Below are 25,769 nucleotides of genomic sequence, written 5' to 3' on the forward strand. Positions count from 1 at the left end.
CCGGGCCGGGCCGCCGGCCCGGGCGGCTCAGCCGCCGGCGCGGGACAGCAGGACCACGGCCACGTCGTCCGTGAGTTCGCCGCCGTTGAGGCGCCGGGCCTCGGTGACGGAGGCCTCCAGCAGGGCTTCGCCGGTCAGGCCGTCGTCCAGGTGCCGGTTGATCATCTCGACCATGCCGTCCTGGCCGAGGCGTTCGCGGCCCTCGCCGATCCGCCCCTCGATGAGGCCGTCGGTGTACAGCATCAGGCTCCAGGCGCCGCCGAGCTCGACCTGGCGGCGCGGCCAGCGGGCCCGGGGCAGCAGGCCGAGCGCCGGCCCGCTGTTCTCGTACGGGAGCAGCCGGGCCGGGCGGCCCGGCCGGGATATCAGCGGCGCCGGGTGGCCGGCGAGGCACAGGCCCGCGCGGCGGCCGTCCGGGGCGATGTCCACCGTGCACAGCGTCGCGAAGATCTCGTCGCAGGGCCGCTCGACCTCCAGGACCTCCTGGAGGGTGGCGAGCAGGTCGTCGCCGCACAGACCGGCCAGGGTCAGCGCCCGCCAGGCGATCCGCAGTTCGACGCCGAGGGCGGCTTCGTCGGGGCCGTGGCCGCAGACGTCGCCGATCATGGCGTGGACGGTGCCGTCGGGGGTGCGGACGGTGTCGTAGAAGTCCCCGCCGAGGAGCGCCCGGCTGCGGCCGGGGCGGTAGCGGGCGGCGAAGCGGAGGTCGGAGCCCTCCAGCAGGGGGTTGGGGAGCAGACCGCGTTCCAGGCGGGCGTTCTCCTGGGCGCGCAGTTTCGATTCCGCGAGCTTGTACTGGGCGATGTCGGCCCGTTTTCTCTCCACGGCGTACCGGATGGCGCGGCTCAGCAGCCGGCCGTCCAGCTCGTCCCGGAAGAGGAAGTCCTGGGCGCCGACGCGTACGGCTTCGGCCGCCCGTTCGGCGTCCGTCTCGGAGGTGAGGACGAGGACGGCGTGGCGGGGCGCGAGCCCGAGGACCTGGCGGAGCGCGGCCAGGTCGTCGTCGGCGGAGCCCGGGGCGGGCAGCGACAGGTCGAGCAGGATGCAGTGCACGTCGGGCGTGAGCAGGCGCGCGGCCTCGGTGAGGTTGCGGGCGGTGCGGAGCCGGATGCGGTGGCCGTCGGCGTCGAGGACCTCGGGGACGGTGAGGCCGCCCGCGGGGTCGTCCTGGATGACCAGGAGGGTCAGCGGGGTGGCCGGCGGGGCCGTCAGCGGGCCCGTCTGCGGGACCACCGGTGCGGCGACCAGCGTGGTGGGTGCGGCTGCAGGCGGTGTGGCGGTGTGCAGAACGGCCTGACCGCTCTCCGCGGCCGGGGTGTCCCTCTGCCGCGGTACGGGTACGGGCATCGTCTCCGGTTCCTTCCCTCCCCCCGAGGGTGCGCTCGTCCGGCAGACCCTAGCGGTCCTGGACCGGGGAGCGGAATGCCGGTCCCGGCCGGGACCTCCGTCATATGCCGTTATCGCGGGGGAAAATCGGCCTCACTGGATGACCAATGTCACGGCGGCCCGGGGTCCGTCCCGTGAAGCGAGACGCTGCGGGCGGCGGGTTGGTTGCCTCGGCGGGCCGATCCCACCTCCCCGTATGCCCGTTCCGCAGGCCGCGGCGTGCGCTCCGGGCGGAGCCGGGCGGATCCGGCGGCGCCGCGGTGGCGACGCGGCCGCATCGAACGGGGGCTGTGTCCTTCGCCACGGGGCTGCGGCCGCCGGCCGCAGCCGCCGGCCGGGCAGCCGCCCGGGCCGCCGGCCGGCCGGAGCTTCCGGGGTGTCCGGCGTGACCGGGGCCACCGCGGTCCGGGGGCGGTGCCTACGCGTCGGGGCGGACGACCGCCTTGATCGGCATCGAGCCCGCCCCCGCCATCGTCACGTGCCGGCCCGGCCGCGGGGCGTGGACCATGGCGCCGTCGCCGACGTACATCCCGACGTGGCTCGCGTCGTCGAAGTAGATGATCAGGTCGCCCGGCCGCATGTCCTTGAGCGCGACCTTCGGCAGCAGCCGCAGCTGCTCCTGAGAGGTGCGCGGGATGCCCTTGCCCGCCGCCAGCCACGCCTTGGAGGTCAGGCCGGAGCAGTCGAAGGAGTCCGGGCCGACCGCGCCCCAGATGTACGGCTTGCCGATCTGGGCGGTGGCGAACTGGACCGCCCGCTTCCCCGCGTCCGTCGCCGTGCCCTTGACGTCCTTCATCGCGCCCGTGGACAGCCACGCCGTCTGCGCCTTGTACTGGGCTTCCTGCTCCAGCTGGATCAGCCGGGCCTTCTCCTCGGCCTCCAGCTTGCTCTCCAGCTCCTCCGCCGCCTTGATCTTCTCCTCGACCTGCTTCTTCGCGGTCTCCTGCTTGACGCGGTTGGCCTCCAGCGTCGCCCAGTGCGCCGCCGCGTCCGTCGCGTACCGGTTCAAGTCGGCCTGCGTGCGGTCGAGTTCGGACAGGAGGTCGGAAGCGGCCTTCTCGCCCTGCCGCAACCGTCCCGCGCCGTCGAGGTACTGGCCCGGGTTCTCGCTGAGGGCCAGCTCCGCGCCGGCCGGCAGGCCGCCCGAGCGGTACTGGGCGCGGGCGGCGGCGCCCGCGCGGCCCTTGAGGGCGGTGATGCGGTTCTGCCCGGCGACGACGAGGTTGGCGATCTCGACGATCTTCTCGGACTGGGCCTTGGTCTCGGACTCGGCCAGGTTGAAGGCGTCCGTGGCGCTGCCGGCCTGGCGGTACAGCTCCTCTATCTCCTTGCGCACCTGCTCCAGCGACTTGGCGCCGGGCTGGGGCGCCGGGGCGGCCGGAGCCGCCGGCGCCGCGTGCGCCACGCCCGCCGCGAGGCCGGGGGCCGTCACTATCGCCATCGCGCAGAGCAGTACGAGCGTGCTTGCGCCGCGTCGTCGCCTTACGGCCACCATGGTCCCCCCAGGCACCCGAGTCGGATCCCGTATCGAATCTGACTATTCATCAGTAACTTTTCACTGCCATCGGGATGGTGCCACGAGTCGGTGAATTCCAACACCCTTGTGGATAACCGCCGGATCCCGCTCGTCCGCCGCAACGCCACAGCAACTCACAGGCGGTCCACAGGCGGTCCACAGGGGATCCACAGGAACGCCGCCGGAGCGCCGGGCGCACCACCGGAGCAGCGCCGTCGAGCGGGCCCGGCAAGATCCGAAAGAGACGGCCTAGCCCCACCGCCCCCCCGGGTACCCCGTTCCTGACGGCTCAACGGGTCGCCCGCGCCCCCGGTTCCCCGTTCGCCCCACCCCGCCCCCCCCCGGGTCGCGATCTCACCCCTGGGGCCGCAACGCCTCCCAGCGCACCGTCAGTTCCCCCTGCCGCCAGCGCCCCGGCCCGTCCGCCAGCGGCCAGTCCGCCGCCAGGGCCCGCGCCGTCCGGATCCAGCGCTGCCGCGCCCCGTACGAGGCGTACGGGGACGCCGCCGCCCACGCCCGGTCGAAGTCGCGGAGGAACGCGTGCACCGGCTCGCCCGGCACGTTCCGGTGGATCAGCGCCTTCGGCAGCCGCTCCGCCAGGTCCGAGGGGCGCTCCAGGGAGCCCAGCCGGGTCGCGAACGTCACCGTCCGCGCCCCCTCCGGTCCCAGCGCGACCCACACGTGCCGCCGCCCGATCTCGTCGCAGGTCCCCTCCACCAGCAGCCCGTCCGGCGCCAGCCGTCCGCACAGCCGCGCCCAGACCTGCGCGACCTGGTCCTCGTCGTACTGGCGCAGCACGTTCGCCGCGCGGATCAGCGCGGGGCGCTCCCCGCCGTCCAGCGGGACCTCGAAGCCGCCGTGCCGGAAGCCGAGGCCCTCCCGCTCGTACGGCTTGGCCGCCGCGACCCGCGCCGGTTCGATCTCGATGCCGACCACGCGCACGTGCGGCGCCGCCTCCCGCAGCCGCGTCATCAGCTCCACCGCGGTCCAGGGCGCGGCCCCGTACCCCAGGTCGACGGCGACCGGCGCCCCGGCGCGCCGCAGTGCGGCTCCGTGCGTCGCGGCGATCCAGCGGTCCATCCGGCGCAACCGGTTCGGGTTGGTCGTCCCGCGCGTCACCGCGCCCACCGGGCGGCCCGGGCGCTCGGAACGGCCGGCGCGCTCGGCGCGGTCGGTGCGGTCGGATCGGCCCGCGGAAGAGGGCGGGGTGGTGCGGGAGGCCATGGGCCGAGCGTAAGCGGAGGGCGCGCGCAGGATAAAAATCCGGCAAACCGAGGAGGAAAGTCCCCGATCCCCGGAATGCGGGGGACCGCCGTTCGGGTTGCACTCGGTGCAGGGCGCCGACCGCGCTCCTGTCGTCATGCCGTCCAGCCCTGCGGTCATGCCGTCCAGCGTCGACACAGCGTGGTGCCAACGCCGAGAGCGCGCCCCGGGGCGGTCCCGCCGCGCCGTCCGTCCGAGCATCGTCAGAGCGAGAGGAACTGCTCCCTTGAGCCAGTACGTGTCCCGTCTCGGCGGCAGCATCAGCGGCCGCCTCGCCGCCGCGCGCGCCACCCGACACGAGCCCCCGCGGCTGCGCCTGCCGGCCGTCGGCCACCACCGCAAGCCGCGCCGCGTGGCCATGCTCAGCGTGCACACCTCGCCGCTGCACCAGCCCGGCACCGGCGACGCCGGCGGGATGAACGTGTACATCGTCGAGCTGGCCAAGCGCCTCGCCGCGATCAACATAGAGGTCGAGATCTTCACCCGGGCCACCACCGGCGGCCTCCCGCCCGTCGTCGACCTCGCGCCCGGCGTGCTGGTGCGCCACGTCGACGCGGGCCCGTACGAGGGCCTCGCCAAGGAGGAGCTCCCGGCGCAGCTGTGCGCCTTCACCCACGGCGTCATGCAGGCCTGGGCCGGGCACCGACCCGGCTACTACGACCTCGTCCACTCCCACTACTGGCTCTCCGGCCACGTCGGCTGGCTGGCCGCCGAGCGCTGGGGCGTCCCGCTCGTCCACGCCATGCACACCATGGCCAAGGTCAAGAACGCGGCGCTGGCCGAGGGCGACACGCCCGAGCCCGCCGCGCGCGTCATCGGCGAGACCCAGATCGTCGCCGCCGCCGACCGCCTCATCGCGAACACCGCCGAGGAGGCCGACGAGCTCGTGCGCCACTACGAGGCGGACCCCGGGAAGGTGGCCGTCGTCCACCCCGGCGTGAACCTCGACCGCTTCACCGTCGGCGACGGCCGCGCCGCCGCCCGCGCCCGCCTCGGGCTGCCGCAGGACGCCGTCATACCCCTGTTCGCCGGCCGCATCCAGCCGCTGAAGGCCCCCGACATCCTGCTCCGGGCCGTCGCCGAGCTCGTCGACCGGGACCCCTCGCTCCGCCGCCGCCTGCACGTCCCCGTCGTCGGCGGGCCCAGCGGCAGCGGCCTGGCCAAGCCGGAGGGCCTGCAGAAGCTCGCCGCGCGGCTGGGCATAGCCGACCTGGTCCACTTCCACCCGCCGGTCGGGCAGGACCGGCTCGCCGACTGGTTCCGCGCCGCGTCCGTGCTGGTCATGCCCTCGTACAACGAGTCCTTCGGGCTCGTCGCCATCGAGGCGCAGGCCGCCGGCACCCCGGTCCTGGCCGCCGCGGTCGGCGGGCTGCCCGTCGCCGTCAACGACGGGGTCACGGGCATCCTCGTACCCGGGCACGACCCGGTGGACTACGCCCGGCAGCTGCGCCGCTTCGTGGACGAGCCCGGGCTCGCCGAGCGGATGGGGGCCCAGGCCGCGCGGCACGCGCAGTTCTTCGGCTGGGACACGGCCGCGAGCGGCACGGCGGACGTCTACACCGCGGCCATGCATGATCATCGCCGTCGCGTACGCTCGCACCATGGCTGACACCGCCGCGATCGTCGAGAGCACGCTGACCGAGGCCGGACTGTCGTGGGAGAGCCCGTCCCCGGGCTCGTACGTCGTCCAGCTCCCCGGCACCCGCAAGCTGAGCACCACCTGCTCGCTCCGGATCGGCCGGCACTCGCTGTCGGTCAACGCGTTCGTGATCCGCCACCCCGACGAGAACGAACCGGCCGTCCACCGCTGGCTGCTGGAGCGCAACCTCAAGCTCTACGGGCTCGGCTACGCGGTCGACCGCCTCGGCGACATCTACCTGACGGGCCGCCTCCCCCTCTCCGTGGTCACCCCGGAGGAGCTGGACCGCCTGCTGGGCACGGTCCTGGAGGGGGCGGACGGCGCCTTCAACACCCTGCTGGAGCTCGGCTTCGCCGGCGCGATCCGGCGCGAGTACGACTGGCGCGTCTCGCGCGGCGAGCCCACCCACAACCTCGACGCGTTCAAGCACCTGACCCGCCCGTCGTAACGCCGGGCCATGCCCGGCCCCGGGCCCCCGGCCCCCGCCCCCGCCCCCGCGGTCCTACGCGGAGGAGGGTGCGGGCGACACGGCCGGCCCGGGCAGCGGCAGCCCGGCGGGGTCGCCCGCCCCGGACCCGGGAGCGGAATCCGCAGGAGAGCCCCCGGCGGCGGGCACCCCCACGGAGGCCCCGGCGCCGGCGGACTTCTCGGCAGCGGGCTCCGTGGACGCCGGCCCGTCGGCGGAGGGCGCCGCCGGAAGGTTCCGCATCAGCAGCCAGTACCCGAGCCCGGCGACCGTCCCCAGGACCGCCGTCGTGCCCCACAGCCACTGCGCGCCGAACCGGTCGATGACCCAGCCCGCCAGCAGCGGTGCGACCAGCGAGGCCACCGCCCACGACATCGTGTACATGCCCTGGTAGCGGCCGCGCCCGTGCAGCGGGGACAGCCGTACGACCAGGCCCATCTGCGTCGGCGAGTTGATGATCTCGGCCAGCGTCCAGACGCAGACGGTCAGCGCGATGACCCCCAGGGAACCGCCGAAGGCGGTGAGCCCGAACCCGTACCCCGCGAGCAGCGCCGAGAGCACCAGCAGCCGCTGCGGGTCGCGGTGCTCGATGAAGCGGGTGACCGGGATCTGCAACAGCACGATCAGCACGCCGTTCACGGCGATGACCAGGCCGTAGTCCCCGGTGGTGAAGCCGGCCGAGCCCATGGCCAGCGGCAGTCCGAACGACCCCTGCATGAAGATCAGCGAGATCAGGAACGACAGCCCGACGACCCCCATGAAGCGTCCGTCGCGCAGCACCGTGCCCAGCCCGATCTCCGCGTCCGCGGCCGCCGCGGCGTCGCCCTTGTCGGGCCGGGACTCGGGGAGCTTGACGTACACGAGCACCGCGCACACCAGCGTCAGCACCGCTTCGCCCAGGAAGCCGGCGAGGTAGCTGTACTCGGCGACGAAGCCGGCCGCCGTGGCGGAGACGGCGAAGCCCAGGTTGATGGCCCAGTAGTTGAGCGCGAAGGCCCGCACCCGGTCCTCGGGCCGCACGATGTCGGCCATCATCGCCTGCACGGCGGGCCGCGAGGCGTTCGAGGTCATGCCGACGAGCAGCGCCACGGCCGCGATCGCCGCCGGGCGCTCCATGAAGCCGAGCAGCGCCACCGACAGGGCCGTCGACGCCTGCGCCGCCATCAGCGTGGGCCTGCGCCCCAGCCGGTCGGTCATCACGCCCGCGACCAGTGAGGAGATCACGCCGCCGAGGCCGTGGAGGGCGACCACGAGTCCCGCGAAGGAGGCCGAATAGCCCCGGTCCATCGTCAGGTACAAGGTCATGAATGTGGCGACGAAGGCCCCGAGCCGGTTCACCAGGGTGCTCGTCCACAGCCACCAGAACTCGCGCGGCAGCCCCGACACGCTCTCCCGGGCCGCCACTCTCAGACTGGCAACGGACATAAGGAATCCCCCCGGTGGTGTAAGCGTCTCTCCTGCTCCGTGCACGTTACGAGCGGGGGTCGGCCGGCGCCAGTGAATTGACGCGGGGCGTCAATCGACGGGGGTGGACACCGCGCGCGGGGGGCCCGGCGCGTCCATTAGGCTCGTACGCATGGCCGACGCACCGTACAAGCTGATCCTCCTCCGTCACGGCGAGAGCGAGTGGAACGCGAAGAACCTGTTCACCGGCTGGGTGGACGTCAATCTCAACGAGAAGGGCGAGAAGGAGGCGGTCCGCGGCGGTGAGCTGCTCAAGGACGCCGGCCTGCTCCCCGACGTCGTGCACACCTCGCTCCAGAAGCGCGCGATCCGCACCGCGCAGATGGCGCTGGAGGCAGCCGACCGCCACTGGATCCCGGTCCACCGTTCCTGGCGCCTGAACGAGCGTCACTACGGCGCCCTCCAGGGCAAGGACAAGGCCCAGACCCTCGCCGAGTTCGGCGAGGAGCAGTTCATGCTGTGGCGCCGCTCGTACGACACCCCGCCGCCGGCCCTCGAGGACGGCACGGAGTACTCGCAGTCCGAGGACCCGCGCTACGCGACGATCCCGCCGGAGCTGCGCCCCAAGACGGAGTGCCTGAAGGACGTCGTCGTCCGCATGCTGCCGTACTGGTACGACGGCATCGTCCCGGACCTGCTCGCCGGCCGCACGGTCCTGGTCGCCGCGCACGGCAACTCCCTGCGCGCGCTGGTCAAGCACCTGGACGGCGTCTCCGACGAGGACATCGCCGGCCTGAACATCCCGACCGGCATCCCGCTCGCGTACGAGCTGGACGCCGAGTTCAAGCCGCTCAACCCGGGCGGCACCTACCTCGACCCGGCCGCCGCGGCGGCGGCGATCGAGGCGGTCAAGAACCAGGGCAAGAAGAAGTAGGAAAAGCGATCATGCCCCCGGCCTGCGCGTACGGCGCAGGTCGGGGGCATTCGTCTGCCCCGGGCCATTCGTCTGCCCGGGCCCGCCGGGGCCCTCAGCGCTTCGTCTCGTACCTGGTCAGGATCACGCCGCCGGGGAACGTCCGCGTCTCCACCAGGTCGAGGTTCACCCAGTTGTCCACCGCGGCGAAGAACGGCGTGCCGCCGCCCACCAGGACGGGCGCGGTGGCCAGCACGTACTCGTCGACCAGCCCGGCCCGCACGGCCGCCCCGGCGAGCGTCGCGCCGCCGATGTCCATCGGGCCGCCGTCCTCGGCCTTGAGCCGGGTGATCTCGGCGACCGCGTCGCCGGAGACCAGGCGGGTGTTCCAGTCGACCTCGTCGACCGTCGAGGAGAACACCACCTTCGACATGTCCCGCCAGCGGCGCGCGTACTCGGCCTCCGCCGCGGTGGCGTCGGGCCGCAGGTCGCCGGTCGGCCAGTAGGAGCTCATCGTCTGCCACAGCTTGCGCCCGTACAGCGTCAGTTCGGTCGCCTGCAGCTGGTCGGACCAGAACTGGAACATCTCGTCGCTCGGCACGCTCCAGCCGATGTCGTCGCCGGGCGCGGCGATGTAGCCGTCCAGGGACACGTTCATGCCGTAGATCAGTTTCCGCATGGCGCCAGCCTTCCGTGAATCGGTCTTACGCGTACAGACCGACGCGGCCCGGAAAACTCATCGCGGACGGAAGGGGAGGGCGGGGCCCCGGGCCGCGCGCAGAGGCCCCGTCCCGGGGGTGCCGGGGCGGGGCCCTGTACGCGTCGAACCGGGCGGGCGGCTCAGCCGCCGCACTGGCACGGGGCGCCGGACTGGCACCCGCAGCCGCAGCCCGAGCCGCAGCCGCAGGCGGCGAGCAGGGGCAGCCGCAGCGGCTCCGGCCTCGGCGGCTGCTCCTGCTCCGGGGTGATGGGGACGGGGGAATCGGGCATGGTTCCTCCTCGCAGGCGGCGTACGGGACGTCGCACGACGGACCGCCTTCGCCTCATTCATGCCCAGCCGCACCGGCGCGTCAACGGCGCATTGGGTCGAGGCCCCGCAAAGCCCGTACGCCACCACGACCGCCGGCCCGGCGGGACGGCGCCGGCCCCGGCCGTGCCGTCAGACGCCCTCGACCGCGGTCGGCGGCTGGAGCTCGTCCGCGTGCTCGCCCGTCACCAGGTAGACGACCCGCTTCGCCACCGACACGGCGTGGTCCGCGAAGCGCTCGTAGTAGCGGCCCAGCAGCGTCACGTCCACCGCCGTCTCGATGCCGTGCTTCCACCGGTCGTCCATCAGGTGCTGGAACAGCGTGCGGTGCAGCTGGTCCATCTCGTCGTCGTCCTGCTCCAGCTGGAGCGCCAGGTCGACGTCCTTCGTGATGATCACCTCGGCGGCCTTCGCCATCAGCCGCTGCGCCAGCTGCCCCATCTCCAGGATGGTGGCGTGCAGGTCCCGCGGCACCGCCGTGTCCGGGAAGCGCAGCCGGGCCAGCTTCGCCACGTGCTGCGCCAGGTCGCCGGAGCGCTCCAGGTCGGCGCTCATCCGCAGCGAGGTCACCACGATGCGCAGGTCGGTGGCGACCGGCTGCTGGCGGGCGAGCAGCGCGATGGCGCGGGCCTCCAGATCGTGCTGGAGGTCGTCGACCTTCTGGTCGCCGGCGATCACGCTCTCGGCGAGCTTCAGGTCGGCGTCGAGCATGGACGTCGTGGCCCGCCCGATCGCGGAACCGACCAGCCGGGCCATTTCGACCAGGCTCTCGCCGATCGAGTCCAGTTCCTCGTGGTACGCGTCACGCATGTCTGGTGTCCCTCTCTTGACCTACTGCGCTACTGCCCGGGGGCCGGGCCGGGGCGGCCTCTTGCCCCACGTTGACACGGTGGGCCGCAAACGCGTCCGACTCCGGCCCCGCAAGTGAATCAACCCCGTCGCCAGGGTGAACTCTGGGCGACGAGTGTTCGAGGTGCCACCCGAACGGCTGTGGAAGTGTCGTTCTGCCTGCTTAACCTGGATGCATGGACGTGAACGCGGCGGTCGCCGCAGCTGCAGCGATAGCCGGTCTTTGCACCGGTGTCATCGCCATGCTGGCGTTCCGCTGGAGCGAGCGCGACCAAGCCCGCCCCACCAGGAGCTCCATGCGCCCCGACATCAACGCGGTACTCCCTCCCGGAGTGGACACCGTCCTCTCCGTCCTCCGCTCATCCGCCGTCGTACTGGACGAGGGCGACGCCGTCGTCAAGGCCAGTTCGGCGGCCTACGCCCTCGGGCTGGTCCGCGGCGGCAAGCTCGCCGTGGAACCCATGCTGCACATGGCCCGCGACACCCGCCGGGACGGCGAGATACGCCAGGTCGAGCTCGACCTGCCCCGGCGCGGCACCGGCCGCGGCGAGGCCCTCGCGGTCTCGGCGCGCGTGGCCCCGCTGGGGTCCCGCCTCGTGCTCCTCCTGGTCGAGGACCTCACGGAGGCCCGGCGCATCGAAGCCGTGCGCCGCGACTTCGTCGCGAACGTCTCGCACGAGCTCAAGACGCCGGTCGGCGCGATCTCCCTGCTCTCCGAGGCGGTCATGGACGCCTCGGACGACCCCGAGGCGGTCAGCCGCTTCGCCGGCCGCATGCAGATCGAGTCCACCCGGCTGATCAACCTCGTCCAGGAGCTCATCGACCTCTCCCGCGTCCAGAACGACGACCCGCTGGAGGACGCCGAGCCGATGCGCGTGGACACCCTGGTGGCGGAGGCCGTGGACCGCTGCCGCCACACGGCCACCTCCAAACAGATCACCATGGCCGCCGGCGGCACCGCCGACCTGCGCGTCTGGGGGAACCGCGGCCAGCTCGCGGCCGCCCTGGGAAACCTGGTGGAGAACGCCGTCAACTACAGTCCCGCCCGCACCCGCGTCGGCATCGCCGCGCGCCGGGTGACCTCGCCGGGTGGAGACTTGATCGAGATAGCCGTGACCGACCAGGGCATCGGCATCCCGGAAAAGGACCGCGAGCGCATCTTCGAGCGCTTCTACCGCGTGGACCCGGCCCGCTCCCGCGCCACGGGAGGCACGGGCCTCGGCCTCGCGATCGTGAAGCACGTGGCTGCCTCGCACGGCGGGGAGGTGTCGGTCTGGAGCTCCGAGGGCCAGGGCTCCACGTTCACCCTGCGGCTGCCCGAGGCGGCCGCACCCGAGGAGGCCGCGCCCGGCCCGACGGCGGCCCCCGCATCCGCTCCACCGCTGCACGCCGCAGCAACCGCACCGCACACCGCACCAGCCATCCCTGCCCCGGAGGTCCTTCCGTGACCCGAGTGCTCGTCGTCGAGGATGAGGAATCCTTCAGCGACGCCCTGTCCTACATGCTCCGCAAGGAGGGCTTCGAGGTCGCGATCGCCGCGACCGGGCCCGACGGACTGGACGAGTTCGAGCGCAACGGCGCCGACCTCGTCCTCCTCGACCTGATGCTCCCCGGCCTGCCCGGCACCGAGGTCTGCCGGCAGCTGCGCGGTCGCTCCAACGTCCCCGTGATCATGGTGACGGCGAAGGACAGCGAGATCGACAAGGTCGTCGGCCTGGAGATAGGAGCCGACGACTACGTCACCAAGCCCTTCTCCTCGCGGGAGCTGGTCGCCCGCATCCGCGCGGTCCTGCGCCGCCGCGGCGAGCCGGAGGAGGTCACCCCGGCGGCCCTGGAGGCCGGTCCCGTACGGATGGACGTCGACCGCCACGTGGTCACCGTCTCCGGCGGAAAGGTGGACCTCCCGCTGAAGGAGTTCGACCTGCTGGAGATGCTGCTGCGCAACGCGGGCCGCGTACTGACCCGCATGCAGCTGATCGACCGGGTCTGGGGCGCCGACTACGTGGGCGACACCAAGACCCTCGACGTCCACGTCAAGCGGCTGCGCGCCAAGATCGAGCCGGACCCGGGTGCGCCGCGCTACCTGGTGACGGTCCGCGGCCTCGGCTACAAGTTCGAGCCGTAAACCGCGGGACGGCCCGCAGCGGGCCGTCGTCCTCACGGGTGTACGGGAAGGGCCCCCGGTCGCAGGTGCGACCGGGGGCCCTTCCCGTACGGCTACGGGTGCGGTTCCGCGGCTCAGTGGCCCGCGGCGTGCGAGGCGGAGCCCGACGGGGAGCCCGAGGGGGAGGAGCCGGCCGCGCCGCCCGTGGCGCCCGCGGAGGGGCTGCCGGAGGGCGAGCCCGACGGGGAACCGGAGGCGGAGCCGGACGGCGTGCCCGAGGGGCTGCCGGACGGGCTGACGCCGGCGGCCGGGGCCCCGGTCGGGCCGAAGCCCGCGTACATGCCGGTGTTGGGGACCACGAAGGCCTCCAGCTCGACGTCGCCCGTGCTGCTCAGCTGGAAGACGACCTGCTGGACGTCGCCGTCCTTGACCGCCTCGGCGCCCGCGCCCTGCTCGATCTGCGCGGAGGCGTTGCCCTTGCCGCCCAGGATCACGGAGCCGCCGGCGGGCACGGTCACCTTGCCGGTGCCCTCGGCCGCCTTCAGGACGACCTTGGCCTTGCCACCCGGGAGGGTGATGCCGTCGAGGGTCTGTGCCTTGGTGCCGGAGTTGAAGACCGTGGCCGAGACGGCGGCCGCGGTGTTCTTGTCCTTCTCGCCCTGGGTGATGACCAGAGCGTTCTGGATCTTGATCTCGCCCTTGGTGACGGCGGCGTTGTCCGGCTTGATCTGCAGGGTCTCAGCGTTGTTGCCCGCACTGCATGCAGCCAGCGAGGCGATCGAGAACACGACGGCGGTGGCGGCGAGGGCGCCGCGTCGAAGGCTGCGGCTCACGGCGGCGGCATCTCCTTGGACGAACGGAAGGGGAGGGTGGGCGCTCGGAACGGCCGAGGTAAAGCCGCTCTAAGGGTGTGTCAGCGCGCTTAGGTTACCGAGCCGCCGCCCCGCCCCCGCACCCGACCCTCCGCAGCGCGGCCCCGCGCTCGGCCGGCCCCGCGATCTTGCATTCCGTGCCGGGCGTTCCCCCGGCGGTTCCCCCGGCCGTTCCTCTGCCGTTCCCCCGGCCTTCGCCCGTCGATCATGTCGACGATCACGCGGGGCCCGCATATCCGGTGCCGACCGCCCGGTGATCAATTCCGGATTCCTTCGAACGCCGATCCGTGATCAATTCAGGATTGGGCCGGAACCCGCTGGATGACGGCGCCGCCAGTCGAACGGAGTAGTTCGTTTTCCGACCTCCGAACGCCGCAAAACGGGACGTACGTCACTCCGGCGGAGCTGCCGGGCGGGTGTAGCGTGACCCTTTCGCCTGGTCCGTACAGCGCCCCCGACCTGCGGATACCCCCTTCCCGAGGCCTTCCGCAGCACGTTCGTGTCGCTGTTGTCAAGCCCCGAGAGGTGCCCTGACCTGCGAAAACGCCATTCATAACAGTCAGTTCTCGTGTTACCCTGGATAGCCACGGAAGGGGTACCTGTCACATGACGTTCAAGGTTGGCGACACCGTGGTCTATCCCCATCACGGGGCCGCGCTGATCGAGGCCATTGAGACTCGTCAGATCAAAGGCGTGGACAAGACCTACTTGGTGCTCAAGGTCGCCCAGGGCGACCTGACTGTTCGTGTGCCTGCGGACAATGCGGAGTTCGTCGGTGTTCGCGACGTAGTCGGCCAGGACGGGCTGGACCGGGTCTTCGAGGTGCTTCGCGCACCGTACGCAGAAGAGCCGACGAACTGGTCCCGACGCTACAAGGCAAATCTGGAGAAGCTCGCTTCTGGCGATGTCATCAAGGTCGCCGAAGTTGTGCGTGACCTGTGGCGTCGTGAGCGCGAGCGCGGACTCTCCGCGGGTGAGAAGCGCATGCTCGCGAAGGCACGCCAGATCCTGGTCAGCGAGCTCGCGCTCGCCGAGAACACGAACGAGGACAAGGCCGAGGCCCTCCTCGACGAGGTCCTCGCGTCCTGACGCGAGTATCCCGTTCCTCTGATCTGAGTACATCAGAACAGTGTTCGCACAGTTGTGCCGCGGTGCCCGATGACAAGGCCCCTCCTCCACGAGGGACCTGTCGCCGGGCGCTGCGGCATGTCTGCGTCCGCACCGTCCGACGTGCTCCATCTGGCACCGTACTGATCCCCTGACCCCACCGGTGTACCGGGTCCGGGCAGCCGGCTCGACCGGTCGTCACGGAAGGGGCGAGGGCGTCGCACCCGGCACATCACCCAGGGCCATACCCATGTCGGCCGAAGCCACAAACCTGGCTGCGCAACCCGGAGCTACCGATGTCTGACGAAACGCGACCGCACCGCACCGCCGCGGTGATCCCCGCCGCCGGACGCGGGGTGCGCCTGGGCCCCGGCGCCCCCAAGGCCCTGCGGGCCCTGGGCGGCACCCCGATGCTGATCCACGCCGTCCGGGCCATGGCCCGCTCCCGGGCCGTCTCCCTGGTGGTCGTCGTGGCCCCCGCCGACGGCGCCGCCGAGGTGCGCCTGCTGCTCGACGAGCACCCGCTGCCCGACCGCGCCGAGGTCCGCGTCGTCCCCGGCGGGGAGACCCGCCAGGAGTCCGTGCGCGCCGGGCTCCAGGCGCTGCCCGCCGACGTCACCTCCGTACTCATCCACGACGCGGCCCGGCCGCTGGTGCCCGTGGACACCGTCGACTCCGTCGTGGAGGCGGTCCGCGCCGGCGCGCCGGCCGTGGTGCCCGCGCTGCCGCTGGCCGACACCGTCAAGGAGGTCGAGCCCGGCGGGCCGGGCGAGCCCGAGCCGGTCGTCTCCACCCCCGACCGGGCCCGGCTGCGCGCCGTCCAGACCCCGCAGGGCTTCGACGTCGCCACGCTCCTGAGGGCGCACGCCGAGATCCCCGTCGACGGGGAGGGCGCCACCGACGACGCCGGCATGGTGGAGCGGCTCGGCGTCACCGTCGTGGTCGTCCCCGGCCACGAAGAGGCCTTCAAGGTCACCCGCCCCCTCGACCTCGTCCTCGCCGAGGCCGTACTCGCCCGCAGGAGGGCCACCGATGCGTACTAGTCCCGAAGGACCGGCGGGCCACGACGCCCCCGCCCCCGCCCCCGCCGCGCAGGCCGCCCCGCTGATCCCGCTCGTCGGCATCGGCACCGACGTGCACGCCTTCGAGACCGGCCGCGACCTGTGGTGCGCCGGGCTGCTGTGGCCGGGGGAGACGGGCCTCGCCGGGCACTCCGACGGCGACGTGGCCGCGCACGCCGCCTGCGACGCCCTGTTCTCGGCGGCCGGCGTCGGCGACCTCGGCGCGCACTTCGGCACCTCCCGCCCCGAGTGGTCGGGCGCCCCGGGCGCCACCCTCCTCGCCGAGGCCGCCCGCATCGTCCGTGCCGAGGGCTTCGAGATCGGCAACATCGCCGTCCAGGTGATCGGCGTGCGCCCGAAGGTCGGCAAGCGGCGCGAAGAGGCGCAGAAGGCGCTCTCGGCCGCCGCGGGCGCCCCCGTGTCCGTCTCCGGCACCACCACCGACGGCCTCGGCCTCACCGGCCGGGCCGAAGGCCTCGCCGCGCTCGCCACCGCCCTCGTGTACCGGACGAATCGGGCCTAGTACCTCCTGCGGCCGCGCCGCCGCCGACGCCTCTTCGGCAACAAACCCGCCCCGCGCCCCGAAAGGGTCGCGGGGCACTGCTATGGGCGCACTACCCTGGATGCCGTGACTCTTCGCCTGTACGACACCAGCGCCCGGCAGATCCGTGACTTCACCCCGCTCACAGCGGGCTGCGTCTCGATCTACCTCTGTGGCGCCACGGTGCAGGCCGCCCCGCACATCGGGCACATCCGGTCGGGCCTCAACTTCGACATGATGCGCCGCTGGTTCGAGTACCGGGGCTACGAGGTCACCTTCGTCCGCAACGTCACCGACATCGACGACAAGATCATCGCGAAGTCGGCCGAGCAGCGGCGCCCCTGGTGGTCCATCGGCTACGAGAACGAGCGGGCCTTCAACGACGGCTACGCCGCCCTCGGCTGCCTCCCGCCCACCTACGAGCCCCGCGCGACCGGCCACGTCACCGAGATGGTCGAGATGATGCGCGGGCTCATCGAGCGCGGTCACGCCTACGAGTCCGAGGGCAACGTCTACTTCGACGTGAAGTCGTACCCCGGCTACCTCTCGCTGTCCCGCCAGGACCTCGACAACATCCGCCAGCCGGAGAGCACCGGCGAGACCGGCAAGCGCGATGCCCGCGACTTCGCCATGTGGAAGAGCACCAAGCCCGGCGAGCCCTCGTGGGAGACCCCCTGGGGCCGCGGCCGTCCCGGCTGGCACCTGGAGTGCTCCGCCATGGCGCACAAGTACCTCGGCGAGGCCTTCGACATCCACGGCGGCGGCCTGGACCTGATCTTCCCGCACCACGAGAACGAGATCGCGCAGGCCAAGGCCTTCGGCGACGAGTTCGCGAAGTACTGGGTCCACAACGCCTGGGTCACCATGTCCGGCGAGAAGATGTCCAAGTCCCTCGGGAACTCGGTCCTCGTCTCCGAGATGGTGAAGCAGTGGCGCCCGATCGTCCTGCGCTACTACCTCGGCACCCCGCACTACCGGTCGATGATCGAGTACAGCGAGGAGGCCCTGCGCGAGGCGGAGTCCGCCTTCGCCCGGATCGAGGGGTTCTACCAGCGCGTGGTGGAGAAGGCCGGCAAGGCCGTCGAGCCCGCCGCCGAGGTCCCGCCCGCGTTCGCGGAGGCCATGGACGACGACCTCGGCGTCCCGCAGGCGCTCGCCATCGTCCACACCACGGTCCGGCAGGGCAACAGCGCCCTCGCGGCCGACGACAAGGAAGCGGCCATCGCGCGCCTGTCCGAGGTGCGGGCCATGCTCGGCGTCCTCGGCCTGGACCCGCTCGACCCGCACTGGGCCGGCGAGGCCGACCGGGGCGAGGACCTGCACGGCGCGGTCGACACCCTGGTGCGCCTCGTCCTGGAGCAGCGGGAATCGGCCCGGGCCCGCAAGGACTGGGCCACCGCCGACGCCATCCGCGACCAGCTCCAGCAGTCCGGCCTGGTCATCGAGGACAGCCCCACCGGACCCCGCTGGACGCTCGGCCCCCGCTGAGCCCACCGGAGCAGTCCGACTGTGCCGCCCGGCCCCCCGGGCGGCACACTCTTCATACGTACACACCGCAGCATCAACGAAAACAGGTAGAAGTCATGGCCGGGAACAGCCAGCGCAGGAACCGCCGCACGTCCAACAAGAAGGGCGCGACGGTCGGCAGCGGTGGCCAGCGGCGCAAGGCCCTGGAAGGCAAGGGCCCCACCCCCAAGGCCGAGGACCGCAAGAAGCACAAGGCGAACCGCATCAGCAACGCCATGGCCCGGCAGGCCGCCAAGCGCCGCCCGGCGCCGCGCCGCGGCGGTCCCAAGGGCACCAGCGAGATGGTCGTCGGCCGCAACCCGGTCTTCGAGGCGCTGCGCGACGGTGTTCCGGCCACCACGCTCTACGTCCAGCAGTTCATCGACAACGACGAGCGCGTCCGCGAGGCCCTCCAGCTCGCGGCCGAGCGCGGCAACATCAACCTGATGGAAGCCCCGCGCCCCGAGCTCGACCGCATGACGAACGGGCTGAACCACCAGGGCATGGTCCTGCAGGTCCCGCCGTACGAGTACGCGCACCCGGAGGACCTCACCGCCGCCGCGTACGACAACGGCGAGGACCCGCTCATCGTCGCCCTCGACGGCGTCACCGACCCGCGCAACCTCGGTGCGATCGTCCGCTCCGTCTCCGCCTTCGGCGGTCACGGCGTGGTCATCCCCGAGCGCCGCGCCGCCGGCATGACCGCCGGCGCCTGGAAGTCGTCGGCCGGTACCGCCGCGCGCACCCCGGTCTCCCGCGTCACCAACCTGACGCGCGCCATCCAGGAGTACAAGAAGGCGGGCATCACCGTCGTCGGCCTCGCCGCCGAGGGCACGCACACCGTGAACGACCTGGAGGCGCTCGGCGGCCCGGTCGTCATCGTCGTCGGCTCCGAGGGCAAGGGCCTCGGCCGCCTCGTCGGCGAGAACTGCGACTACCTGGTGCGCATCCCGATGCCGGGCGGCGCCGAGTCCCTCAACGCCGGTGTCGCCGCCGGTGTCGTGCTGTACGAGGCCGCCCGCCGGCGCGCCGACCGCGGCCGCGCCTGATCCGCGGGTCCGGCCGGTCCGAGCGGCCCGACGGGCCCGGCCGGCCCGACGGCTTGATCCACTTGGCTCACGGAAAGTGACCCGTGAGCGTGTCACCCCGCCCGTTACGGGCGGGGTGGCTTGATCTTGACGGGTCTCGGACAGATCCCTGATGTCAAGGCAGTGTCCTAAACACTGATCACTCGGTTAGATGAGTGTGGACACCAGAACGTCAGGGTTCGACGACCAGCCCGCGCTGAGCATGGTCAAGGTGCCGTGCGATCCCGCACAGGTCATCGTCAACCACGCCAGCTTCCGCGTGCGGCTCGCACCGAGCCCGAGCGCGCGTTCCAAGCCCGCGAACGCCCCCGGCCGCGCACCCGTCCTCGGCGGTGCCGTGGTCGCCGCCGCCGGAGCCACCCGCCGCCGGGCCCCCGTCGTGTGGAGCGGCAAGGCCGCTCCCGGCGACGCGGCCGCCATGGGGGGACTCCTCCAGGCCGTGCGGGAGGCCGGGCGCGGCCACGACGAGTACGACGGCGGCGCCACCCAGACCATCCCCCGGGTGGACCTGGCCCAGGACCTCGCCGACGACACGCTCGCCTCGCCGACCGTCATCGGCCAGCGCAGCTACGGGGACCCGGACGAGACCCGCCCGCTGGCCGCCGTACGGGACCTGCCGTACGGGCAGCCGCCGGGCGGCGCGGGCGCCGGGGCGGACGCCCGGCGGGCTGCCGACAGCCGTGCGCAGGCCTCCTACTACCCGGGCCGCCGCATGAACCTCGGCGTCGTGCTGCTCCCGCTGCGCGTCTTCCTCGGGTTCATCTCCATCTACGCCGGCATGGGCAAGCTGTGCGACCCCGTCTACTTCGACGGCGGCGAGCGCGGCTCCATGGTGACCTGGCTGCACACCCTGCACCCGTGGGCGCTGGCCGAGCCGCTGCGCGACTTCGCGCTCGCGCACCCGGTCGGCGCCGGCCTGAGCGTCGCGTTCCTCCAGGTCATCGTCGGCGTGCTCACCGTCTTCGGCCTGTGGCAGCGGTTCGCCGCGAGCTTCGGGGCGCTGCTCTCCGCCGCGCTGCTGATGACGGTGAGCTGGAAGACGGTTCCCGCGTACGACGCGCCCGACATCATCTACCTCGCCGCCTGGAGCCCGCTGATCATCGCCGGCGCCCCGGTCTACTCCCTCGACGGGCGGCTCGCGGGCGAGGCCTGGCGCACGCTCGGGCCGCGTTCCGAGGTCTGGCGGCTGCGGCGGCGGGTCCTGCGCCGCGGGGCCGTCATGGCCGCCGTCGTCTGCGGGCTCACCCTCCTCGTCGGTTCGCTCCTCGGCGGGGCCGTCCGCTCCAGCACCGTGGTCACCGTCCCGGGGCCGGGAGAGCCGCCGAGCAACTACCTGCCGGGCCAGCCGCTCCCCAAGGCGCCCGTCCGGCAGCAGCCGACTCAGCAGCCCACCAAGGCGCCGGCGAAGCCGTCCGCCACCGCCTCCGAGCCGGCCGCCAGGTCCGGCCGGAGCGCGAGCGGCGAGCCCGCCCGGGAGACCGCGGGAACCGGCACCGGATCCGGGTCCAAGTCGCCCTCCGCGACGAAGGGCGCGACCGGCCGGCAGCAGACCCCCCGCAGCACCCCCCGGCAGTCCTCCCCGCAGAAGCCGCCGTCCTCCACCTCGGGGAGCAGCGGCGGTACCGGCGGGACCGGCGGGAGCACCGCGCCGAAGAAGCCCGGCCTGGTCGGCGGCCTCCTCGGCTGAGTCCGGCCGAACCGTCGGGGGCCCGGTGCGGCTCTCGGGAGGGGCCGAGCGCGGGGTGTCGTACGGGTGCGCGAGGTTCCGTACGGGCGTGTGAAAAGCCTCAGGAGCCCGTCTGCGCGGCCAACTCCCGTGCGGCCTCGGTCAGGTCCTTCGCGGTGTCGATCGCCCGCCAGTAGGCCCCCTGGGGCAGCGGGAAGCCCGCCAGGCGGCGCTCGCGGGCCAGCCGCGGGAAGGTGGTGCGCTCGTGGTCGCCCAAGTCGGGCAGCAGCGCGGTGAATTCGGGCGCGAAGACGTACACCCCGGCGTTGACGGGGTACGGCGACTGCGGAGCCTCGATGAAGTCCAGCACCTGGCCGTACTCGTTGGTCTCCACCACGCCCCACGGAATGCGCGGCCGGGCCAGCGCCAGCGTCGCCGTCGCCCCCCGCTCGGCGTGGAAGGCCGCCATCTCGCGGAGCGAGAACCGGGTCCAGACGTCGCCGTTGGTCGCGTACCAGGACAGCTCCGGGTACGGGAGGCTGCGGGCCGCGTACTTCAGGCCGCCGCCGCGCCCCAGCGGCTCCTCCTCGACGACCGTGGTCACCCGCAGCGGCAACCGCGCCCCGGCCAGCCACTCCTGGAGCACGCCGGCGAGGTGCCCGCAGGAGACCACCGCGTCGGTGACGCCCTCGGCGGCGAGCCAGGCCAGCTGGTGCCCGATGATCGGCACGCCGGTCCCCGGGATCTCGACCATCGGCTTCGGGCGGTCGTCCGTGTACGGCCGCAGCCGCGAACCCTGTCCGCCCGCCAGGACGACTGCCTGGACGGGGGCTGCGGGGAACGCGGCTGCGGGATCGGACGGTTGGGGTGCTGCGGGTTCGGGAGCTGCGTCGGTCATGGCCGCCAGCGTAGGGACGCGGCGGGTGTCAGCCCATGGAGGCGACGCCGGTCGCGTACGAGGTGTCGCACACGGGACGCGCGAAGGACTGGGCCTTCGTCGGGCCGTAGGCGTCGACGGCGGCGCGCCCCAGGGCACGCGCGATGCCCACGCAGTGCTCGGCCAGCGACGGCCTGCGGTCCACCTCCTGCTGGAGGTGGGTGAGGACGTCACCCGGCTCCTCGCCCTGCTGCAGTTCGCTCAGCAGCTTGTCGCGCAGCACGTCCTGTGCGGCGCGCGGCTTGGCGGGAACGGAGACGTTCTCGGCGGAGGCGGTCAGGACCTGGGAGGAGGAAGTGTCCGCCCAGGGGACCATGGTGACCGCGAGGGTCCCGGACAGGACCAGGACGACGGGCAGGACCAGGGCGAGGGAACGGCCGATACGGCGGGCAGAGTGGGTCACGAGGGCGAGAGTAGCGCTCGGTGAAGAATTGGCGACATTTAGTCACCCTGTCGGGGGATGGTTCGACGTGGCTTTTCGAATACGGGGTTGACGGTTGGGGCCGAATGGCCCGTTCTGCCGGGGTTGCGGCGGCCGTCCGCGCGGGGCAACGGACGCGGAAGGGGCGCCCCTTGGCGGGGCGCCCCTCCTCGTGCGTCGGACCGTGCCGCGTCGGCTACTTGGAGAGCCGTGCGCCCGAGGACGTCGAGAACACGTGGATCTCGTCGGCCCGCGGCACCACGTGGAGCTCGGAGCCCTTCTCCGGGACCTGGCGGCCGCCGACGCGGACCACGAGGTCCTGCGAGCCCTCGGCGGCGGAGGTCGAGCCGTACACGTAGCCGTCGGCGCCGAGTTCCTCGACGACGTTCACGGTGACGGTCAGGCCGCCGGTCGCGGCGATGTCGAAGTGCTCCGGGCGGACGCCGACCGTGACGGTGCGGTCGCCCGCGTCGGCCGCGGCGGACAGCGCCTCGCGCGACACCGGGACGACGCTGTCGCCGAACTTCACGCCGCCGTCGGTGATCGGGACCTCGACGAGGTTCATCGCCGGGGAGCCGATGAAGCCGGCGACGAACAGGTTCGCCGGGCGGTCGTACATGTTGCGCGGGGTGTCGACCTGCTGGAGCAGACCGTCCTTGAGGACCGCGACCCGGTCGCCCATCGTCATGGCCTCGACCTGGTCGTGGGTGACGTAGACGGTGGTGATGCCGAGGTCGCGCTGGAGGGCGGCGATCTGCGTGCGGGTGGACACGCGGAGCTTGGCGTCCAGGTTCGACAGCGGCTCGTCCATGAGGAAGACCTGCGGCTTGCGGACGATCGCGCGGCCCATGGCGACGCGCTGGCGCTGGCCGCCGGAGAGCGCCTTCGGCTTGCGGTCGAGGTACTGGGTCAGGTCCAGCATCTTCGCCGCGTCCTCCACCTTGCGGCGGATGGTGGCCTTGTCCTCGCCGGCGATCTTGAGCGCGAAGCCCATGTTGTCGGCGACGGACATGTGCGGGTACAGCGCGTAGTTCTGGAACACCATCGCGATGTCCCGGTCCTTGGGCGGCAGGTGCGTCACGTCGCGCTCGCCGATGCGGATGGAGCCGCCGTTGACGTCCTCCAGGCCGGCCAGCATGCGCAGCGAGGTGGACTTGCCGCAGCCGGAGGGGCCGACGAGGACGAGGAACTCGCCGTCCTCGATCTCCAGCTCCAGCTGGTCGACGGCGGGCTTGTCGCCGCCGGGGTACAGACGAGTCGCCTTGTCGAAGGTGACAGAAGCCATGGTGGTGAATCCCTTCTACCGGCAGGAACGTGCCGGACGATCCGAGTGGAAGGTCTAGTCCAGTTGTCGGACTCCGCTCGACGCTACCCGTCCGGACGCCTCCTGTCAGCACCCTGGCCCGGTCGGATTGCCGGTCCGGGTCCCCGCGGCGGGGTGCCCGGTGGCGCCGGCAACGTGATGGTCCCGCGAAGGGCCCTCTGTGTAGAGTGAGAGCGCCTTGCCTCCTTAGCTCAGCTGGCCAGAGCGCCGCTCTTGTAAAGCGGGGGTCGTCGGTTCGAACCCGACAGGGGGCTCCGCGCACGAAGGCCCCGGACGAGACGTCCGGGGCCTTCGTCGTGCCGTCAGTGGCGGCCCGCGACGCGGTCGGCCAGGCGGGCCAGGGGGGTCGTCCGCGGACTGCCGGTGGACGCCTCGCGGCGGTCCGCCGCGCGGTAGGCCGCGTACAGCGCGTGGACGCCGAGCCAGCGCAGCGGTTCCGGCTCCCAGCGGCGGACGCGGTGGCCGACCCAGGGGAGCGTCGTCAGGCCAGTGGGCTCGCCGAGGACGAGGTCGCGCAGGGTGCGGGCGGCGAGGTTGGAGGTGGCGACGCCCGAGCCGACGTAGCCGCCGGCCCAGCCGAGGCCCGTGGCGCGGTCGAGGCTGACGGTGGCGCACCAGTCGCGGGGGACGCCGAGGACGCCGGACCAGGCGTGGGTGATCTCCGTCCCCGCGAGCTGGGGGAAGAAGGACGTGAGCAGGTCGGTCAGGGCGGTGATGGTGGCCGGCTCGGTGCGCCCGGAGTTGCCGGCGCCCGCCGCGCGCGATCCGAAGCGGTACGGGGCGCCGCGGCCGCCGAGCGCGATGCGGCCGTCGGCGGTGCGCTGGGCGTACATGTAGGCGTGGGCGGTGTCGCCGAGGGTGGCGGCGTCCGACCAGTTGAGGGAATCCCAGACCGCGGCGGGGAGCGGGGCCGTCACGATCATCGAGGAGTTCATCGGGAGCCACGAGCGGCGCTGCCCCTTGAGGGCGGCGGTGAAGCCCTCCGTGCAGCGCAGGACGTGGGGGGCGCGGACGGTTCCGTACGGGGTGACGGCGCGGCCGGGGGCGATCCCCGTGACGGGGGTGGACTCGTGGATGACCACGCCGAGGCGCTCGCAGGCGGCGGCCAGCCCCGTGACCAGTTTGAGGGGGTGGATGCGGGCGCCGTGCGGGGTCCAGCTGGAGCCGAGGGCGCCGGCGACGGCGACGCGGGCCCGGGTGGCGGCCGCGTCGTACAGCTCGCGGTCGGTCTCGCCGAAGGAGAGCTCGGTGGCGTGGAAGGCCCGCAGGCGGGTGAGTTGGGCGGGGGTGCGAGCGACTTCGAGGACGCCGCCGCGGTGGACGTCGGCGTCGATGCCCTCCGCGGCCGCGGTGTCGACGACCTCGGTGACGGTGTCGTTCATGGCCTGCTGGAGGCGCAGGGCCGCGGCGTGGCCGTGCAGGGCGGCGTAACGGTCCCGGCCGGCGATGCCGTTGTAGAGCCAGCCGCCGTTGCGGCCGGAGGCGCCGTAGCCGCAGAACGTCTGCTCCAGGACGATGACGCGCAGGTCGGGGGCGGCGCGCTTGAGGTAGTAGGCGGTCCAGAGGCCGGTGTAGCCGCCGCCGACGATGACGACGTCGGCGGTGGCGTGGGAGGTGAGGGGCGCGCGGGGTGGGGTGGTCGGGGCGGTGGGGTCGGTCGCGTACCAGAAGGAGATGCCGCCGTTGATCGTCATGGGGGAGTTGCTACACCCGGTTCCGAAGGGGTGTCCAGGGACGGAGTGTCGTGTTCCGGGGGCGGATCGGAGGCCGAAAGACCGATGCGGGGGTGGGGCGGTGATCCGTACGGTGGGCTGGGGGATTTGTCATTGTTTTAGCTGAGAGGTGCGGTTTATGGCGCGGGTACGGAAGGCAGGGCGCGCGGGTCGCGCCGTCGTGGCGGTCGCGGTGGCGGCCCTCCTCGGCGGGACCGTGGCGGGCTGCGGGGGCGGCGGCGCGGACGCGGCGAAGGCGGGCGCGGCGGACGCGGGGAAGGCGGGGGCGGCGGACGCGGGGAAGGCGGGCGCCGGCGCGGACTTCGTCGTACGGACCAGCCCGATCGCCGACCGGCTGGCGAAGCTGCCGGCCGTTGTGGACGGCGGGACGGTCGTCGTGGGCCGGGAGGACGCGCCGCACACGGTGCAGGTGCTCGTGGACCCGCACTGCGGCTACTGCGCGAAGTTCGAGCAGACCGGCGGGGAGGCGCTGCTCAAGCTGGCGGGCGACGGCGGGCTGAAGATCCAGTACGTCCTGGCCTCCTTCCTCGACGCGCGGGGGAGCGGCTCGGCGATCGCCGTGAACGCGCTGCGGGCGTCGGTGGACAAGGGCAAGTTCGCCGAGTACCAGGCGGCCGTGTTCGCGAGCCGGCCGGAGGGGAGGTTCACGGACGAGGCCCTGCTGCGGATCGCGGACGGGGTGCCGGGGCTGCGCGGCGCGGACGACTTCGACAAGGCCGTCGCGGAGCAGACGTACCGGGGATGGGTGGCCGAGGCCGCCGAGGCGTTCCGCGCGACCGGTGCGCAGGGGACGCCGCTGGTGCTGCTGGACGGGAAGCCGCTGGGGAAGCGCGCCGCCGGGTCGATCTTCGACGGGGCGGCGCTCACCGCGGCGCTCGGGGAGGCGGGAGTGGGGAAGGCCGGAGCGGGGGAGGCCGGCGTCGGCGGTTAGGGGGGTGGGCTGTTG

General features: G+C 72.9%; 24 protein-coding genes and 1 tRNA gene. 13 read left to right on the plus strand and 12 right to left on the minus strand.

All coding sequences use genetic code 11. The features are described 5' to 3' along the window. Positions 1-27: 27 nt before the first annotated feature. The 3 genes from ACZ6S8_RS08420 to ACZ6S8_RS08430 form a co-directional block, all read right to left on the minus strand. Positions 28-1,347, minus strand: a complete 1,320-nt coding sequence (locus tag ACZ6S8_RS08420) for a PP2C family protein-serine/threonine phosphatase (RefSeq protein ID WP_469453696.1) — start codon at positions 1,345-1,347, stop codon at positions 28-30. 457 nt (positions 1,348-1,804) lie between these two features. Further along, positions 1,805-2,827, minus strand: a complete 1,023-nt coding sequence (locus ACZ6S8_RS08425) for a C40 family peptidase (protein ID WP_469453698.1) — start codon at positions 2,825-2,827, stop codon at positions 1,805-1,807. A 429-nt stretch (positions 2,828-3,256) separates the two neighbouring features. Continuing rightward, complete coding sequence (locus tag ACZ6S8_RS08430; RefSeq protein ID WP_469454310.1) at positions 3,257-3,982, minus strand: class I SAM-dependent methyltransferase; 726 nt, start codon at positions 3,980-3,982, stop codon at positions 3,257-3,259. A gap of 409 nt (positions 3,983-4,391) precedes the next feature. Here ACZ6S8_RS08430 and mshA point away from each other — a divergent pair, with 409 nt between their 5' ends. Continuing rightward, on the plus strand, positions 4,392-5,774 hold the full coding sequence (gene mshA / locus ACZ6S8_RS08435; RefSeq protein WP_469453700.1) for a D-inositol-3-phosphate glycosyltransferase: 1,383 nt from the start codon (positions 4,392-4,394) through the stop codon (positions 5,772-5,774). Beyond that, on the plus strand, positions 5,767-6,252 hold the full coding sequence (locus tag ACZ6S8_RS08440) for a type III secretion system chaperone family protein (RefSeq protein WP_469453702.1): 486 nt from the start codon (positions 5,767-5,769) through the stop codon (positions 6,250-6,252). Before mshA ends, ACZ6S8_RS08440 begins: the two co-directional genes overlap by 8 nt. A 54-nt stretch (positions 6,253-6,306) precedes the next feature. Here ACZ6S8_RS08440 and ACZ6S8_RS08445 read toward each other — a convergent pair whose 3' ends face one another. After that, positions 6,307-7,695 (minus strand): MDR family MFS transporter, encoded by a 1,389-nt coding sequence (locus ACZ6S8_RS08445; protein WP_469453704.1) that lies wholly within the window; start codon positions 7,693-7,695, stop codon positions 6,307-6,309. Between the two features lie 151 nt (positions 7,696-7,846). Between ACZ6S8_RS08445 and ACZ6S8_RS08450 the strand changes: the two genes are divergently transcribed. Then, positions 7,847-8,608 (plus strand): phosphoglyceromutase, encoded by a 762-nt coding sequence (locus ACZ6S8_RS08450; RefSeq protein WP_386527957.1) that lies wholly within the window; start codon positions 7,847-7,849, stop codon positions 8,606-8,608. Between the two features lie 94 nt (positions 8,609-8,702). On the opposite strand, the gene ACZ6S8_RS08455 is transcribed toward ACZ6S8_RS08450, so the two are convergent. The 3 genes from ACZ6S8_RS08455 to phoU form a co-directional block, all read right to left on the minus strand. Beyond that, positions 8,703-9,266, minus strand: a complete 564-nt coding sequence (locus ACZ6S8_RS08455) for a dihydrofolate reductase family protein (protein WP_469453706.1) — start codon at positions 9,264-9,266, stop codon at positions 8,703-8,705. 161 nt (positions 9,267-9,427) lie between these two features. Beyond that, positions 9,428-9,577 (minus strand): hypothetical protein, encoded by a 150-nt coding sequence (locus ACZ6S8_RS08460; RefSeq protein ID WP_167344738.1) that lies wholly within the window; start codon positions 9,575-9,577, stop codon positions 9,428-9,430. Positions 9,578-9,746: 169 nt separating this feature from the next. Beyond that, positions 9,747-10,424: a phosphate signaling complex protein PhoU gene (gene phoU, locus ACZ6S8_RS08465; RefSeq protein WP_383918359.1), complete on the minus strand. Its 678-nt coding sequence runs from the start codon at positions 10,422-10,424 to the stop codon at positions 9,747-9,749. A gap of 215 nt (positions 10,425-10,639) precedes the next feature. On the opposite strand from phoU, the gene phoR reads away from it, so the two are divergent. Both phoR and phoP read left to right on the plus strand, forming a co-directional pair. Next, positions 10,640-11,911, plus strand: coding sequence for a two-component system sensor histidine kinase PhoR (gene phoR, locus ACZ6S8_RS08470; protein ID WP_469453708.1), 1,272 nt, complete (start codon positions 10,640-10,642; stop codon positions 11,909-11,911). 5 nt (positions 11,912-11,916) lie between these two features. Further along, positions 11,917-12,588, plus strand: coding sequence for a two-component system response regulator PhoP (phoP, locus tag ACZ6S8_RS08475; RefSeq protein ID WP_465270536.1), 672 nt, complete (start codon positions 11,917-11,919; stop codon positions 12,586-12,588). Between the two features lie 113 nt (positions 12,589-12,701). Here the strand turns inward: phoP and ACZ6S8_RS08480 are convergent, their stop codons facing one another. Then, positions 12,702-13,400 carry a DUF461 domain-containing protein gene (locus tag ACZ6S8_RS08480; protein ID WP_469453710.1) on the minus strand — a complete coding sequence of 233 codons (699 nt, stop codon included), beginning with the start codon at positions 13,398-13,400 and terminating at the stop codon, positions 12,702-12,704. A 645-nt stretch (positions 13,401-14,045) separates the two neighbouring features. Here ACZ6S8_RS08480 and ACZ6S8_RS08485 point away from each other — a divergent pair. The 6 genes from ACZ6S8_RS08485 (at position 14,046) to ACZ6S8_RS08510 (ending at position 20,429) form a co-directional block, all read left to right on the plus strand. After that, positions 14,046-14,528: a CarD family transcriptional regulator gene (locus ACZ6S8_RS08485; protein ID WP_003953493.1), complete on the plus strand. Its 483-nt coding sequence runs from the start codon at positions 14,046-14,048 to the stop codon at positions 14,526-14,528. A gap of 314 nt (positions 14,529-14,842) precedes the next feature. After that, positions 14,843-15,589, plus strand: coding sequence for a 2-C-methyl-D-erythritol 4-phosphate cytidylyltransferase (gene ispD, locus ACZ6S8_RS08490; protein ID WP_469453712.1), 747 nt, complete (start codon positions 14,843-14,845; stop codon positions 15,587-15,589). Beyond that, positions 15,579-16,130: a 2-C-methyl-D-erythritol 2,4-cyclodiphosphate synthase gene (gene ispF, locus ACZ6S8_RS08495; RefSeq protein WP_469453714.1), complete on the plus strand. Its 552-nt coding sequence runs from the start codon at positions 15,579-15,581 to the stop codon at positions 16,128-16,130. Before ispD ends, ispF begins: the two co-directional genes overlap by 11 nt. A 105-nt stretch (positions 16,131-16,235) precedes the next feature. After that, on the plus strand, positions 16,236-17,636 hold the full coding sequence (gene cysS / locus ACZ6S8_RS08500) for a cysteine--tRNA ligase (protein ID WP_469453716.1): 1,401 nt from the start codon (positions 16,236-16,238) through the stop codon (positions 17,634-17,636). Positions 17,637-17,731: 95 nt separating this feature from the next. Then, a complete protein-coding gene (gene rlmB / locus ACZ6S8_RS08505) occupies positions 17,732-18,703 on the plus strand; it encodes a 23S rRNA (guanosine(2251)-2'-O)-methyltransferase RlmB (RefSeq protein ID WP_469453718.1) in 972 nt (323 codons plus the stop codon). Positions 18,704-18,893: 190 nt separating this feature from the next. Next, positions 18,894-20,429, plus strand: coding sequence for a DoxX family membrane protein (locus ACZ6S8_RS08510; RefSeq protein WP_469453719.1), 1,536 nt, complete (start codon positions 18,894-18,896; stop codon positions 20,427-20,429). 100 nt (positions 20,430-20,529) lie between these two features. Here ACZ6S8_RS08510 and ACZ6S8_RS08515 read toward each other — a convergent pair whose 3' ends face one another. The 3 genes from ACZ6S8_RS08515 to ACZ6S8_RS08525 form a co-directional block, all read right to left on the minus strand. Next, complete coding sequence (locus ACZ6S8_RS08515) at positions 20,530-21,306, minus strand: nucleotidyltransferase family protein (protein ID WP_469453720.1); 777 nt, start codon at positions 21,304-21,306, stop codon at positions 20,530-20,532. 28 nt (positions 21,307-21,334) lie between these two features. Continuing rightward, positions 21,335-21,748, minus strand: a complete 414-nt coding sequence (locus ACZ6S8_RS08520; protein ID WP_469453722.1) for a hypothetical protein — start codon at positions 21,746-21,748, stop codon at positions 21,335-21,337. 214 nt (positions 21,749-21,962) lie between these two features. Continuing rightward, entirely contained in the window at positions 21,963-23,051 is a 1,089-nt protein-coding gene (locus ACZ6S8_RS08525; protein ID WP_469453724.1) for an ABC transporter ATP-binding protein, read from the minus strand. 219 nt (positions 23,052-23,270) lie between these two features. Between ACZ6S8_RS08525 and ACZ6S8_RS08530 the strand changes: the two genes are divergently transcribed. Beyond that, positions 23,271-23,344: transfer RNA gene (locus tag ACZ6S8_RS08530), tRNA-Thr, on the plus strand. 48 nt (positions 23,345-23,392) lie between these two features. Here the strand turns inward: ACZ6S8_RS08530 and ACZ6S8_RS08535 are convergent. Next, the gene (locus ACZ6S8_RS08535) at positions 23,393-24,784 is read right to left on the minus strand and encodes an NAD(P)/FAD-dependent oxidoreductase (RefSeq protein WP_469453726.1); all 1,392 of its coding nucleotides are present in this window, start codon (positions 24,782-24,784) and stop codon (positions 23,393-23,395) included. Positions 24,785-24,941: 157 nt separating this feature from the next. Between ACZ6S8_RS08535 and ACZ6S8_RS08540 the strand changes: the two genes are divergently transcribed. Continuing rightward, positions 24,942-25,754, plus strand: coding sequence for a DsbA family protein (locus tag ACZ6S8_RS08540; protein ID WP_469453728.1), 813 nt, complete (start codon positions 24,942-24,944; stop codon positions 25,752-25,754). Positions 25,755-25,769: the final 15 nt, after the last annotated feature.

The sequence above is a fragment of the Streptomyces sp. NPDC048461 genome (genome assembly GCF_055587105.1).